The 13,903-nt window shown below is 62.8% G+C and carries 13 protein-coding genes and 1 pseudogene; 9 read left to right on the top strand and 5 right to left on the bottom strand.

Annotated features, from left to right (window positions below; genetic code table 11):
- Positions 1–2 precede the first annotated feature (2 nt).
- From AC19YX_RS15055 to AC19YX_RS15045, 3 genes are all read right to left on the bottom strand, one after another.
- A complete protein-coding gene (locus AC19YX_RS15055; protein ID WP_201128545.1) occupies positions 3–2,849 on the bottom strand; it encodes a class I adenylate cyclase in 2,847 nt (948 codons plus the stop codon).
- Between the two features lie 174 nt (positions 2,850–3,023).
- A complete protein-coding gene (locus AC19YX_RS15050) occupies positions 3,024–3,269 on the bottom strand; it encodes a TIGR02647 family protein (protein ID WP_020295974.1) in 246 nt (81 codons plus the stop codon).
- Between the two features lie 254 nt (positions 3,270–3,523).
- Positions 3,524–3,808: a hypothetical protein gene (locus AC19YX_RS15045; RefSeq protein ID WP_020295973.1), complete on the bottom strand. Its 285-nt coding sequence runs from the start codon at positions 3,806–3,808 to the stop codon at positions 3,524–3,526.
- Between the two features lie 126 nt (positions 3,809–3,934).
- Here AC19YX_RS15045 and AC19YX_RS15040 point away from each other — a divergent pair, with 126 nt between their 5' ends.
- Positions 3,935–4,594: a glutathione S-transferase family protein gene (locus tag AC19YX_RS15040; protein ID WP_500606535.1), complete on the top strand. Its 660-nt coding sequence runs from the start codon at positions 3,935–3,937 to the stop codon at positions 4,592–4,594.
- A gap of 69 nt (positions 4,595–4,663) precedes the next feature.
- On the opposite strand, the gene argH is transcribed toward AC19YX_RS15040, so the two are convergent.
- Complete coding sequence (argH, locus tag AC19YX_RS15035; protein WP_500606534.1) at positions 4,664–6,058, bottom strand: argininosuccinate lyase; 1,395 nt, start codon at positions 6,056–6,058, stop codon at positions 4,664–4,666.
- Positions 6,059–6,537: 479 nt separating this feature from the next.
- Here argH and AC19YX_RS15030 point away from each other — a divergent pair.
- The 8 genes and pseudogenes from AC19YX_RS15030 to AC19YX_RS14995 all read left to right on the top strand — a co-directional run.
- A pseudogene (locus AC19YX_RS15030) lies at positions 6,538–6,690 on the top strand (sensor histidine kinase); the annotation flags it as partial.
- Positions 6,687–7,433, top strand: coding sequence for a LytR/AlgR family response regulator transcription factor (locus AC19YX_RS15025; protein ID WP_500606533.1), 747 nt, complete (start codon positions 6,687–6,689; stop codon positions 7,431–7,433). The pseudogene AC19YX_RS15030 and the gene AC19YX_RS15025, both read left to right, overlap by 4 nt.
- Positions 7,434–7,559: 126 nt before the next feature.
- Positions 7,560–8,501 carry a hydroxymethylbilane synthase gene (gene hemC / locus AC19YX_RS15020; RefSeq protein ID WP_201128540.1) on the top strand — a complete coding sequence of 314 codons (942 nt, stop codon included), beginning with the start codon at positions 7,560–7,562 and terminating at the stop codon, positions 8,499–8,501.
- The gene (locus AC19YX_RS15015; RefSeq protein ID WP_500606532.1) at positions 8,498–9,265 is read left to right on the top strand and encodes a uroporphyrinogen-III synthase; all 768 of its coding nucleotides are present in this window, start codon (positions 8,498–8,500) and stop codon (positions 9,263–9,265) included. The genes hemC and AC19YX_RS15015 overlap by 4 nt, the downstream gene beginning before the upstream one ends.
- Before the next feature lie 16 nt (positions 9,266–9,281).
- Positions 9,282–10,418: a uroporphyrinogen-III C-methyltransferase gene (locus tag AC19YX_RS15010; protein WP_078470499.1), complete on the top strand. Its 1,137-nt coding sequence runs from the start codon at positions 9,282–9,284 to the stop codon at positions 10,416–10,418.
- On the top strand, positions 10,415–11,653 hold the full coding sequence (locus AC19YX_RS15005) for a heme biosynthesis protein HemY (RefSeq protein ID WP_500606531.1): 1,239 nt from the start codon (positions 10,415–10,417) through the stop codon (positions 11,651–11,653). The genes AC19YX_RS15010 and AC19YX_RS15005 overlap by 4 nt, the downstream gene beginning before the upstream one ends.
- 159 nt (positions 11,654–11,812) lie before the next feature.
- Complete coding sequence (locus AC19YX_RS15000; protein WP_078470501.1) at positions 11,813–12,325, top strand: disulfide bond formation protein B; 513 nt, start codon at positions 11,813–11,815, stop codon at positions 12,323–12,325.
- 208 nt (positions 12,326–12,533) lie between these two features.
- Positions 12,534–12,992 carry an Rsd/AlgQ family anti-sigma factor gene (locus AC19YX_RS14995; protein ID WP_078470502.1) on the top strand — a complete coding sequence of 153 codons (459 nt, stop codon included), beginning with the start codon at positions 12,534–12,536 and terminating at the stop codon, positions 12,990–12,992.
- A 60-nt stretch (positions 12,993–13,052) separates the two neighbouring features.
- Here AC19YX_RS14995 and AC19YX_RS14990 read toward each other — a convergent pair whose 3' ends face one another.
- Complete coding sequence (locus AC19YX_RS14990) at positions 13,053–13,718, bottom strand: FKBP-type peptidyl-prolyl cis-trans isomerase (RefSeq protein ID WP_421548238.1); 666 nt, start codon at positions 13,716–13,718, stop codon at positions 13,053–13,055.
- Positions 13,719–13,903 lie beyond the last annotated feature (185 nt).

The following is a 13,903-nucleotide window of genomic DNA, read 5'->3' as shown; positions in this document are numbered from 1 at the left end:
CCCTAGACCTGCTCGAGCGCGTCGTTCAGTGCGCGCTCCAGGTCAGACTTGTAGCGCAGGTACAGATTGCTCGGGCTTTGTGCATCGCCCAGCAGGCCCGACAGATCCAGATCGGTGATGTAGCAGCGATAACGCTGCGTCTCGTGCCGCTGCTCGACGATTTCCCGGGCGACCACGCTGAACAGCTGGTCGCCATGCTCCAGTTCGGAGAACTCCCGCTGATTGCAATACAGGGTGACCTGCACCTGGCCCGGTGCAGCCTTGCCGATGATTGCCTGCACGTCATAAAACGGCTTGTCCACCGGGGTCAGCGGCGCCGGGCGCGGTTCCACGCGGCGCGCCCGGCCGCTGCCCGACGGCAGGATCTGGTAGTACAAGGCTTCCAGTGGCGCTACCGGCTGGCTGGCATCCATCGGCAACAGCGCGTCCCGGCGATACAGAATTGACTGCAGAAAGCGTTGCAACGGCACCAGCAGGCTTTGCTCGTCGTGGTAAGGCAGGCGCTGCTGCCAGAGGGCATTGAATTCATCGAGCACGTAGAGTTCGGCTTCGCTGTCGATGATCCGATAGAACACCTGGATGCACTCGGGCTGGCCCATGGGCAGGACCAGCGCCAGGTCCTGATCCTCCAGGGCCATCGGGTCCAGGTGCAGCGGGCTGTAACTCAGCTGTTCTTCGCCGAGGTAGGCCAGCAGCGCCGGCAGGCTTGCCAGGGCCACATGGTTGACCTGCCCCGGCACCAGCTCCAGCACGTGGTAGTGCTGCTGCACCTGGATCAGGTAGCGATGGTTGAGCTGGCTGAGCAACAGGTTCTGCGCCATGTCGAAGATTTCTTCGACGCGCTGGGCGATGAACTGGGCGCGGTTATGACAGAAGCAACGCACCCGCAGCCGTGGCTGGGTGCCGCGCGGCAGGTTGTTGAGGTAGTCGCGCAGGCAGTCGAGCAGGGCGTGGGCGCCGTCGTAGCGGCTGACCATCACCTCGTTCCAGCTATTGAGCGTGACCTGGTCGAGGGTCAGCACCAGGTTTTCCCGGACCCCGGCGTAACTCAGGGAGTCGGTACGCTCGGTGGTCATCAGGATATTCAAGTCGCGGTGATGCTTGAGCGGGTCGACGCCGATATTCACCAGCACCAGCACCTCGCTGGGCACGCTGGCATGCAGCAACTGCTCTTCGCTGACCGTGGTCAGGGGCAGGGCGATGGTTTGTTGCAGGCTGCCCAGCAGGTTGAACAGCTCGAATTCGCTGAGGTCGCTGGTGCCGGGGTGCAGGGCCAGGCGTGTAGTGCTGTCGATCACGCCGTTGCGATGGCACCAGGTCAGCAGCTCCAGCAGCTCGCGGCTGCGCTTGATCGGCGCGAAATTTTCCCATTCCAGGGCGCTCAGGCTGCCGTTGTACAAACCCCAATGGGATTGCCCGGGTTCCTTGCGGTTCGGCGACTGGACCAGGGTCAGGGTGTCTTCGGCCAGGTCCGGGGCGATCCCCGGGTTGATGAATTCGATCTTCCCGGCCTTGCGCTCGAAGGCCGCGTACAGCCTGCGCCCGAGCACATTGAGGTCGCGCTTGTTGATCAGGCTGACGGTCTGCTCGGTGCGGGCGAACTGGGTCAGGAAGCGGTAGCTGTAGTTCAGCTCGTTGACCAGCGCCCGGCGCTCGGCGCTGACCTGGCGCACCTTCCACTGGCTGCGGCTGTCGAGCATGGCCAGCTGGCGCTGGTCCCAGCCCCATTCATTGGCCAGGCGTTCGAGCAGCAAGCGTTGCCAGCTTGGGTTGCGTGCGCCGCTGCCGCTGCTGAGCTTGCGATTGACCTTGAGGTACAGGCTGCGTCGCACCAGCTCCAGGCGTTCAGGTTCGGCGCGGGCCTTGAGGTATTCCTCGATACGCCGGTAGACCACGATGTAGGGGTCCAGCTCGTCCAGGTCCAGGCGGTTGGCGAACACCGCCTGCTTGAAACGCAGGCTCAGGCACTCGACCTTGGGGTGCTCGCTGGCATAGACCTCGGTCAGCAGCAGCTTGAGGACCGACTTGTACGGTGACTCGATGCCCTTGAACAACTGCCACAGCCCGGCGCCAATGAATTCCCCAGGGGGGATGCGCGCCAGGTGGCCGAGGTCGAGGTTCTCCTCAGCCGGCACAAAGCGCTTGGACAGCAAGGTTTGGGTGTACTGGGCGTAGCGGGTTTCCTCATACACCGGCACCAGCCACCACAACGGGGTGCGCCCGGCCAGCCAGATCGCGGTGCGATAGAACTCGTCGAGCAGCAGGTAGTGCTGGGTGGTGCCGCAGTCGTCGGAACTCAGCTGGGTATCGCGCTCGCCGCGCACGAAGCGGCTCGGATCGATCAGGAAGAAGTGCGCCTCGGCGCCCTGGCTGTCGGCCCAGGCTTCCAGCAGCTGGCATTTCTTGCGTAGCTCAGCGAGCTCGCTGTCGCTCAGATCCGGTGCGTGGCAGACCCAGACATCCATGTCGCTCTGGTCGGCCTGGGCCAGGGTGCCCAGGCTGCCCATCAGGAACAGACCATGGATCGGTCGCGGTGGATTGCCGTGGCGTGCCTTGTAGGAAAACGAGCGGGTCAGGCGCTGGGCTTCGGCCAGGGCCTGGGCGTCGGGTTCGTAATTGGACAGCCCGGCCGGGGTGCTGCCGGAAACATAACCTGGCAGCAGCGGATGATTGACGTGGAAGAACAGCGGCAGCAGGTTGAGCACACCCTGCTGGCGTGGAGACAACCCCTCCATCGCCCGGGCCATGCGGCCTTCATTGAGCTTGAGAAAACGCGCACGCAGTTGGCTGAGAACCTTGCGGTCGATTCCCTCGTCCAGATCGGGGCGGATTTCATGGGTGCGGGTCATTGCTAACGGCTCGCGCAGCTCGAACGTGGGAGGTATCGGTCGCTCGGCAGTTTACAGCCAGACGGGGCAGGCCTTAAGTCGAATTTTGATTTTTGACGTCAGATTTCCACCGCCTGGAAGGGGTGCGCCCGCGGAATCCGACAGACGGGGATCCCGGGGGCCGGACGCGAGCGTTTAAGCGGTTTCGTTGACCGCCAGAATGGTCAGCAGGCCTTGGGCGTGCTCGGCAGCATCCCGACCCAGGCTGGTCAGGTAGCCGCCATCGGGCTGGGTAATCAGGTCTTTGTCGAATAGGCGTTGTGCGGCAGCGATAGCTTTCGGGGCAGCGGTCTGATGAATTTTCAGGCCTTCCTGGGAACTGTCCAGGTTGAAGAGTGCAAGGATTTCCAGTTCGGCAACCAGCTCAGGGGTATACGACATAAGGACTCCAGACTTTCTAGGAATTAGACGACAGCGTTCCTAAGGTGAACGCAGTTGTGCGGCCTGTCCAGTATTCGCGGTGGGCTTTTTCAGTGTGGGGCAGCGGTGTATGGCCGCAGGCGGCTTGTCGGTGCAGTGGTGGCGTCAGTCGCGCCGGGCAAATGCCGGCACGCCACCGGCGACAGGGGGGCGAGCAGGGGGAGCGCCGGTTGCTTGGATGCAGGCAGGTCCGGCTTTCTGGGTGCGGTCCGGGTTTACTTCTTCTCTGGCGGCAGCTCGGGCAGGGCGCGCAGGGCTGTTTCATACCATTGGGTGTCGAACGCCCGGTCTTCTTCGAGGATGGCGTCGATCTCCACGGCCAGCACGTGGGCCATCAGGCTGAGGATTTCCTCGCGTTCGTAGCCGACCAGGGTCAGCTTGTTGAACGTGGCCTTGGCCGCTGGCGGGTTGTCACTTTCGATCTGGTTTTCGATCGCTTCGATCAAGGTGTTTTCGGTGAATTCTTCTTCGTCGTGGTCGATGTCGGTCGGCTCGCTCATGGCAGGCTCCTCAAGGAAAGGTCGCCAGTTTACCTGCATTCAGAGCGCTGATGCTGCTGGCGAGAGTGGACCCCAGGATCTATAAAGAGGCGCTGCCAACCCCCTGCACGGCCCGGAGGCTATGTGATGCTCAAGCTCTATGGATTCAGTGTCAGCAACTACTACAACATGGTGAAACTGGCGTTGCTGGAGAAGGGGCTGCCCTTCGAGGAAGTCCCGTTCTACGCCGGCCAAAGCCCGGAGGCGCTGGCCATCAGCCCACGGGGCAAGGTGCCGGTGCTGCACGTGGAGCAGGGCTTTATCAACGAAACCAGCGTGATCCTCGAATACATCGAGCAGACCCAGGCTGGCCCGAAACTGCTGCCCACGGATCCTTACCTGCGAGCGCAGGTGCTGGCCCTGGCCAAGGAGATCGAGCTGTACATCGAGTTGCCGGCCCGCGCCTGCTACCCCGAGGCGTTCTTCGGCATGCCGTTGCCAGCTGTGATCAAGGAAAAATCCCATGCCGACCTGCTGCAGGGGTTCGCCGCCCTGGGCCGACACGCCAAGTTCGCGCCCTATGTGGCGGGCGACAGTCTGAGCGTGGCGGATCTGTATTTCATGTACAGCGTGAGCCTGGCCTGCGCGGTGGGCCAGAAGCTGTTCGGCGTGGATTATCTGGCGCAGATGCCGGCAGCCAAGGCGCTGCTCGAACAACTCGAGCAACGTCCCCATGCCCGGCGCGTGGCGGCTGACAAGGATGCGGCGATGCCGCAGTTCCTGGCGATGGTCGCCAGCAAGAAATAGAACCTCAGGTGGGGCGCCAGCCGGCCCGCTCCAGCGCCAATGGCTGGAACGGGCTGGTCGGCGAGTGGTTTAGCGGCTGACCAGCAGCGCCTGGCCGCGAACCACGGCAGCCTTGACCTGGGCCGGCGCGGTGCCGCCGATGTGGTCACGGGCATTCACCGAGCCTTCCAGGGTCAGCACGGCGAACACGTCCTGCTCGATCTGATCGCTGAATTTGCGCAGCTCTTCCAGGCTCATTTCCGCCAGGTCCTTGCCGCTTTCCACACCGTACTTCACGGCGTGGCCGACGATTTCGTGGCAATCACGGAATGGCAGGCCGCGACGAACCAGGTAGTCGGCGAGGTCGGTGGCGGTGGAGAAGCCGCGCAGCGCTGCTTCGCGCATGATGGCGTGCTTGGGCTTGATGGCCGGGATCATGTCGGCGAAGGCCCGCAGCGAATCGCGCAGGGTATCGGCGGCGTCGAACAGCGGTTCCTTGTCTTCCTGGTTGTCCTTGTTGTAGGCCAGGGGCTGGCCTTTCATCAGGGTCAGCAGGCCCATCAGGGCGCCGAATACCCGGCCGCTCTTGCCGCGAACCAGCTCCGGCACGTCGGGGTTTTTCTTTTGCGGCATGATCGAGCTGCCGGTGCAGAAGCGGTCCGGAAGGTCGATGAACTGGAACTGCGCGCTGGTCCACAGCACCAACTCTTCGGAGAACCGCGACAAGTGCATCATCGCGATGCTCGCTGCGGCGCAGAATTCGATGGCGAAGTCGCGATCGGAAACGTTGTCCAGGGAGTTGCCGCCGACGGCGTCGAAACCCAGCAGCTGTGCGGTGTATTCACGGTCGATGGGGTATGTGGTGCCGGCCAGTGCGGCGCTGCCCAGGGGCATGCGGTTGGTGCGCTTGCGGCAGTCGACCAGGCGCTCGTAGTCGCGGCTGAGCATTTCGAACCAGGCCAGCATGTGGTGCCCGAAGGTCACCGGCTGCGCGGTTTGCAGGTGAGTGAAGCCGGGCATGATGCTGCCGGCTTCGCGCTCGGCCTGTTCCAGCAGACCTTTTTGCAGACGGGTGATCTCAGCCAGGATCAGGTCGATTTCGTCGCGCAGCCACAGGCGGATATCGGTGGCGACCTGGTCGTTACGGCTACGCCCGGTGTGCAGCTTCTTGCCGGTGATGCCGATGCGGTCGGTCAGGCGCGCCTCGATGTTCATGTGCACGTCTTCCAGGTCGATGCGCCAGTCGAAACTGCCCGCCTCGATTTCGCCCTGGATGGTGTTCAAGCCTTCGATGATGGTGTCGCGCTCGGCATCGGTCAGCACGCCGACCTTGGCCAGCATCGTGGCGTGGGCGATCGAGCCCATGATGTCGTGGCGATACAGGCGCTGGTCGAAAGTGACAGAGGCGGTGAAGCGGGCGACGAAGGCGTCGACGGGTTCACTGAAGCGGCCGCCCCAGGACTGATTGGTCTTGTCAGTGCTCATGAAATCGCTCGTGATCTGCTGAATGGAAATGGCGTGAAAAGTTGTCGCGGATAATAACAGGGTTGCCCGGACTGTCGTTGGCGCCGGTCGGCAGGATTTTTATTTGTCATGGGGCCAGGTTGACGGCTTGTCGCGGGCCTCGGGCGCGCAGAGACTAGGGTCGTGCCCTGCATCGCGCAGGGGACAGCAAGCGGCAATGGATGGGCGTGGTAGCGATTATGTTGAAACGATATTTTTCGATTGAGCAATATCGTCTTGGCAACCGTCTACAGTTGGACTGTAGTACCAGCGCACTGGCGCAGACCCTTGTGGTCTCGCGCCGGGCCTGGCAATCGAATGTGGCGATCGCTCCCGGCCATGGAGCCCCCCAGTACAGCGAGGGTGCACGGGCATAACCTGGGGCGACGGTAGAAGAGGGGGCAGGTATGTCGGGTATCAGCAGACCCTGCGACGGCGTCGTGCTTCCAAGGTTGTGGAGCGGTATCGGGCAGGCCCGGGCAAATATTGGTAACCGGCTTGCGGCACTTTTTGGCCTTCGCACTAGTCTTAGCGTGGATCGCCGTGACGGACGTCACTTCACCTGTCTACGCTATCCTTGTGCGAGACTCACGCAGGAATCCAGCGCTATATGAATGTCCTGATCGTTGATGACGAACCCCAAGCCCGCGAGCGTCTGAGCCGTATGGTCAGTGAACTCGAGGGATACAGTGTCCTGGAGCCCAGCGCCACCAATGGCGATGAGGCGTTGACCCTGATCGGCAGCCTGAAGCCGGATATCGTCTTGCTTGATATCCGCATGCCCGGCCTGGACGGTTTGCAGGTTGCCGCCAGGTTATGCGAGCGGGAAACTCCACCCGCCGTGGTGTTTTGCGCGGCCCAGGATGAATTCGCGCTCGAAGCATTCAACGCCAGCGCCGTGGGCCATCTGGTCAAGCCGGTGCGCCCCGAATCGTTGCTCGAAGCCCTCAAGCATGCCGAACGACCCAATCGCGTGCAGCTGGCAGCCTTGACTCGTCCTGCCGCCGAAAGCGGCAATGGGCCGCGCAGTCATATCAGCGCCCGTACCCGCAAGGGGATTGAGCTGATCCCCCTGGCCCAGGTGATCTATTTTATCGCCGATCACAAATACGTGACCTTGCGCCACGAGGGCGGAGAAGTGCTGCTTGACGAGCCGCTCAAGGCGCTTGAAGACGAATTCGGCGATCGTTTTGTGCGCATCCACCGCAATGCCCTGGTGGCCCGCGAGCGCATCGAACGTTTGCAGCGAACACCCCTGGGGCACTTCCAGTTGTTTCTCAAAGGCCTCAATGGCGACGCCCTGATCGTCAGCCGACGGCATGTCGCGGGCGTGCGCAAAATGATGCAGCAGCTTTAGGGCGGCCATGGGACGTCGCCGAGCTGGGCCCCGAGGCCGGGCAGGCGGCGCTGTTTCTGATACAAGTCAAAGCGGATTTGGCTGAGCTGTTATTATCTGCCGTATCTATTCAGTACGGATTGATCCATGTCCTCTCGCGAGATCCGCATCGCTACCCGCAAAAGTGCCCTGGCCTTGTGGCAGGCCGAATACGTCAAAGCCCGTCTCGAAGAGGCCCATCCGGGTCTCGTGGTGACGCTGGTGCCCATGGTCAGTCGCGGCGACAAGCTGCTTGATTCGCCACTGTCGAAAATCGGTGGCAAGGGCCTGTTCGTCAAGGAACTGGAAACCGCGCTGCTGGAGAACCAGGCCGACATCGCCGTGCACTCGATGAAAGACGTGCCCATGGACTTCCCCGAAGGCCTGGGCCTGTTCTGCATCTGCGAACGCGAAGACCCGCGCGACGCCTTTGTTTCCAATACCTACGCCAGCCTTGAGCAATTGCCCGAGGGCAGTATCGTCGGCACCTCCAGCCTGCGTCGTCAGGCGCAGTTGCTGACCCGCCGCCCTGACCTGCAGATCCGCTTTCTGCGTGGCAACGTCAACACCCGGCTGGCCAAGCTGGATGCCGGCGAGTACGACGCGATCATCCTGGCTGCCGCCGGCCTGATCCGCCTGGGTTTTGAAGATCGCATCAGCTCCTCGATCAGTGTCGATGACAGCCTGCCGGCCGGCGGCCAGGGCGCGGTCGGCATCGAATGTCGCACCGCCGACAGCGAGATCCACAAGCTGCTCGCACCGCTGCACCACGCCGACACCGCCACCCGCGTGACCGCCGAGCGTGCCCTCAACAAACACTTGAATGGCGGCTGCCAGGTGCCGATCGCATGCTACGCCGTGCTTGAAGGCGAACAGATCTGGCTGCGTGGCCTGGTCGGCGAGCCGAGTGGCGGCCTGCTGCTCAGCGCGCAAGCCCGTGGCCCGCGTGCTGCGGCATCCGAGTTGGGAGTCCAGGTGGCGGAAGACCTGCTGGCCCAGGGCGCCGACGATATTCTGCGTGCAGTCTATGGCGAGGCTGGCGAAGAGTGACCGGCTGGCGTCTGCTGCTGACCCGGCCGACAGAGGAGTCGGCGGCGTTGGCCGCCACTTTGGCAGATGCGGGTTGTTTCAGCAGCAGCCTGCCGCTGTTGGAGATCGAGCCCCTGGTGCTGGGCGAGGCGCAGCGGGCGACGTTGCTGCAACTGGAGCGCTACTGCGCCGTGATCGTGGTCAGCAAGCCGGCCGCACGCCTGGCAATTGAATTGCTCCAGGAGTTCTGGCCACATCCGCCTCGCCAGCGCTGGTTCAGCGTGGGTGCGGCCACCGCACAGATTCTCGCTGATCACGGCCTTGATGTGTTCTACCCGGAACAGGGCGATGACAGCGAAGCCTTGCTTGAGCTTCCCCAGTTGCGCGAGGCTATTGCACGCCCCGAGCCGCGCGTCCTGATCGTGCGTGGCGAAGGCGGGCGCGAGCTGCTGGCTGAGCGCTTGGGCAATCAAGGTGCTAGTGTCGATTACTTGGAACTGTATCGTCGTTGCCTGCCCGCTTATGCCGATGGCAGCCTGGTACGACGTATTCGAGCGGAACGCTTGAACGGGCTGGTGGTCAGCAGTGGACAGGGTTTTACGCACCTGCATCAAATGGCGGGCGCGGCCTGGGACGAATTGGCGCAGTTGCCGTTGTTTGTTCCAAGCCCACGGGTCGCCGAGATGGCGCGTGCTGCCGGGGCCCAAACAGTTGTGGATTGTCGTGGCGCCAGTGCCGCGGCCTTGCTAACGGCGTTACGGGAGCAACCCGTGCCCGTTCTCTAATGCAAAGGATGGATACGTGAGCGAAACGACCTTGCCTGAAGATCAAGTCCAGCCGGCGCTCAACGCCCCGACTGAACCCGCAACCCCAGTCGCCCAGCGTCGCGGTAACGGGTTGGCGATTCTGGCCCTGTTGCTGGGCGCGGCGGGTGTCGCCGCCGGTGGTTGGGGCGTGTGGCAGGTGCGCAACCTGCAAGCCCTCAACCAGCAGCAATTGGCACAACTGCAAACCCTGGGTGACCAGGCGCAGGGCCTGAAGCTCAGCGAGCAGCGCATGGGCACGCGCCTGGATCAAATGCCGCCGGCCAATGAGCTGGAAGCCAGCCGCAACCTGGTGGCGCAATTGCAGCGCGATCAACAACACCTCAGTCAACGCCTTGAGACCGTGCTCAGTGCCAGCCGTAAAGACTGGCGCCTGGCCGAGGCCGAGCATCTGCTGCGCCTGGCCAGCTTGCGCCTTTCGGCATTGCAGGACGTCAACAGCGCGCGGGCCCTGGTCCAGGGCGCCGATCAGATCCTCGGCGAGCAGGACGACTCGGGCGCCTTCGCCGCCCGCGACGCATTGGCCAAGAGCCTGGTCGACTTGCGCAGCGTCAAGCAGCCGGACCGTACCGGGTTGTTCCTGCAATTGGGCGCCTTGCGCGGCCAGGTCCTGCAGCTCACCGCTCTGGCGCCGGAGTTTCACCCAAGTACCGAATCGTCGAACCTGCCGGCTGATGGCGATGGCGCCAGCCGCTGGGCACGCTGGTGGGATCAGATCTCGCGCTACATTCGCATCGACTTCGACGCCGACAAGAACATCCAGCCGCTGCTGGCCGGGCAAAGCCTGACCCAGGTGCGCCTGGCACTCAGCCTGGCATTGGAGCAGGCGCAGTGGGCGGCGCTCAATGGCGAGGCAGAGGTTTATGCCCAGGCCCTGGCCGAGGCCCGCGACGTGCTCACCAGCAATTTCAGCCTGGACAATCCGCAAAGCAAACTGATGCTGGAGCAGATAATCGAGGTCGGCAAACAACCGGTGAAGGTGGTGACGCCCGACCTGACCGAGACCCTGAACACCGTCCAGGCGTATCTGGAACGACGTAACCTGCGGGTCGATGAGTCGCTGAAGCCAGCGGCCAAACCTGCCGCCAACCCGGCGCAGGAGACCAGCCCATGAAGCGCGTGTATGTGATTGTACTGCTGGTGGTCGCGGCCATCGGCTTGCTGGGGTTGGCGATTGCCGAGCATCCGGGTTACGTACTGATCGCCTACAGCAGCTTCCGTTATCAATCGAGCTTTTGGGCTGCCCTGGCAGTGGTGGCGCTGATCTGGCTGGCTGTGTGGGGCATCAAAGTGCTGATCGAGCTGGTGACCGCCTCCAGTGGTGTGGTCAACCCCTGGTCGCGCCGCAATCGCAGCCGTCGGGTGCAGATCGCCATCGAGCAGGGCCAGATGGATCTGGCCGAAGGACGCTGGGCCAGTGCCCAGCGGCACCTGCACCGGGCGGCCGAAGCCGAGCGCCAACCGCTGCTGTACTACCTTGGCGCGGCGCGGGCGGCCAATGAACTGGGTCACTATGAGGAGTGCGACAGCCTGCTGGAGCGTGCCCTGGAGCGTCAGCCCCAGGCCGAGCTGGCAGTGGCCCTGAGTCACGCGCAGTTGCAGACCGACCGTGGCGACACCGACGGTGCGCTGACCACCCTGCAGGCCATGCACGAGCGGCATCCCCACAGCGTGCAAGTGCTGCGTCAATTGCAGCGTTTGCATCAGCAGCGCGGTGATTGGTCGGCGCTTATCCGCCTGCTGCCCGAGTTGCGCAAGGACAAGGTCCTGCCGCCCGCCGAGCTGGTCGAACTGGAGCGTCGGGCCTGGGGTGAGAACCTGACCCTGGCCGGGCGCCGTGAAGAAGACGGCGCGGTGGGCCTGCAGTCCCTGGACCGAGCCTGGCAGCAACTCACCTCCGCTCAGCGCCAGGAGCCGCAACTGGTGCTGGCCTATGCCGACCAACTGCGCCAGCTGGGCGCCGAGGTTCAGGCCGAGGAAGTCTTACGCAGCGCGCTCAAACGCAAGTACGACAGCCATCTGGCACGCCTCTATGGTCTGTTGCGCGGGGCTGACCCTGCGCGTCAGCTGCAAGCGGCTGAGCACTGGCTCAAGGATCATCCGGATGACCCGAGCCTGCTGCTGACCCTGGGGCGTTTGTGCCTGCAGAACAGCCTGTGGGGCAAGGCGCGGGATTATCTGGAAAGCAGCCTGCGAGTGCAGCGCAATCCTGAAGCCTGTGCCGAGTTGGCGCGGTTGCTGGCCCAACTGGGTGATACCGAGCGCAGTAATCAGCTGTTCCAGGAAGGTCTGGGCATGCTCGACGAGCGCTTGCTGGCCGCACCCTTGCCCGTTCCTGCTCGGGTTTGATGGCCTGCCGGCCGACTCTGCGAGGAGCCGGCCGGATGCTTTCAATCAACGGTTCAATCACTTTGGGCCGATTCGCTTGGAGCTGACGCATGGCGCTTCTTGAAAGGTGCGTGCGCTTTCTCTACCGTGACTGCCTGTTTCTTGCGTAACGGATACGTCATGTCGCTGGCCGGCTCACGCTCGCTTTTTTTCCTGGTATTTGCGGTAGGCGCCTTGGCCTCCTGGGCCGGGTGGCACCTGCAATACGGGGTGGGCCTCGAGCCGTGCTCGCTGTGGAGCGTGCAACGCTTTTTCATCCTGCTGTTCACCGTCGTCAGTCTGGTTGCCGCCGTGCACGGTCCCGGGCGCCAGGGCAGTCGTGGTTACTGGTTGTTGAATCTGCTGAGCAGCCTGGGCGGGGTGCTGACCGCCGGGCGGCATGTCTTGCTGCAGAATGTCGCCTCTGATCAGTTGCTGGCGTGCTTGCCGGACATTCCTTTCATGCTCAGGAACATGAGCGCGGTGCGCACGCTGCAATTGGTCTTCCAGGGCACCTCGGACTGCGCTGATGTGACCTGGACCCTGGTCGACATGAGCGCTCCGGAGTGGAGCCTGCTGGTGTTCGCTGCAATGCTGGTTTTGAGCGTCTACCGCTTGCTGCGCCTGGCTCGGCGGCGGCCAGTCTTGCCCTAAGTCAGGTTTTGGGTAACTGCGGCGGATTAAACACTTGTATGAACTTTATCTCCTGCGTACCTTGAAGCAGTTGTCGCGCGGGCATAATCTGGCCCGCACGTGTCAAAGCTATCTGTTGTTCGATGCCGTTCCGCCTGCTGGGGCTTGAGCTTTCAAGTCATGGGTCAGGAGCAGGGGCGGCATGACCCATAAGGGAAGAGAGATCACCATGCTCGAAAGTTGTCAGAATGCTCAGGAACGCTGGGGTGGAGTGCATCTGCTGATCGATCGCTGGTTGCAGGCACGTCACGAACTGGTTCGGGCCTATGATGCTCTCGGCGCAGAGCCCGAAGCGCTGGCTGAGAATCGCACGCTGCTGCAGGAGTTTTGCGGAATCCTGGTTGATTACGTCTCGGCCGGACACTTCGAAATCTACGAGCAACTGACCAGCGAAGCCAAGGCCTTTGGTGACAAGCGCGGGCTGGAGTTGGCCGAGACCATTTACCCACGGATTGACGTGATCACTGAAAAGCTCCTGACGTTCAATGATCTGTGTGACCAGGGCAAGTGTGTTGCCGAGAAATTCAAGGAGCTCGGCGGCCTGTTGCATGAGCGCTTCGAATTGGAAGACTGCCTGATTGAAGTGCTGCACAACGCGCACAAGGAAGAGGTTGTCGCCCAGGCTTGATTCCCGGCAAGGGCTTTAAAGAAACGGTGCGCATGGCGCGCCGTTTTTCGTTTCTGTGCCTCAGCCGCTGACGCCGAGCAATTCGATCTCGAACACCAGCGGTGTGTAAGGCTCGATCAGATCCCCGGCACCTTCGGCGCCGTAGGCCTGGGCCGAGGGGATGACCAAGCGCCATTTGGCGCCCGTCGGCATCTGCTGCAAGGCGCTGCGCCAGCCGGCAATCACGCTGTCGAGACGAAACCATTGAGGCTGGTTGCTCTGGTCGAACACCGTCCCATCGGGCAAGCGCCCGACATACTTGACCTGCACCGACCCGTTGGGCCCTGCCTTGGCGCCGCTGCCGGGGACGAGTTCGGTGAGCAGGATGCCATCTGCCAATGGGCGAACGCCTGGCTTGGCTTTTTCTTCGCTGAGAAAACGCTGTTCTTTCTCCAAGGCGATTTCGCTCTGGGGCTTGGCCGATTGCGCGCTGACCTGGGCCTCGTGCTGCGCGAGCACCTGCTCGATACGCTCATCGGTAAGGGCCAGCGGCTTGCCTTGGTAGGCTTGTTTCAAGCCGTCCACCAGGGCTTGCAGTTCAAGGTCGGGCACCTCCTGACGCAGCCGTTCGCCCAGGCTGGCGCCGAGGCTGTAGGCGAGATCGCGGGTGTCGTTTTGCGGTGCTTTTTCGCCAGCCTGGGCCAGGGGCAAGAGCAGACTCAACGATAAAAAAAGGTAACGCGACATGGGCGTTCTCCGGCCTGAGAGGGTGTGGATTATGCCAGTGTGAGGGAGGCGGCTGCAGGGCAACTTTGCAGAGGCGGAACAACATTTTCAATCGGCTGCAACGCCGGGCTTTCGATACTGTCAACATGACCTAGCGGCGGTAGCAGCAGAGGTCTAGTATGAGCCGCAACTCACGTCAGCCAGGA

This window comes from Pseudomonas sp. MF09150 (assembly GCF_059862355.1).
The sequence above is the reverse complement of the archived record's forward strand: the minus strand, read 5'-3'. Positions and strand labels throughout refer to the sequence as shown.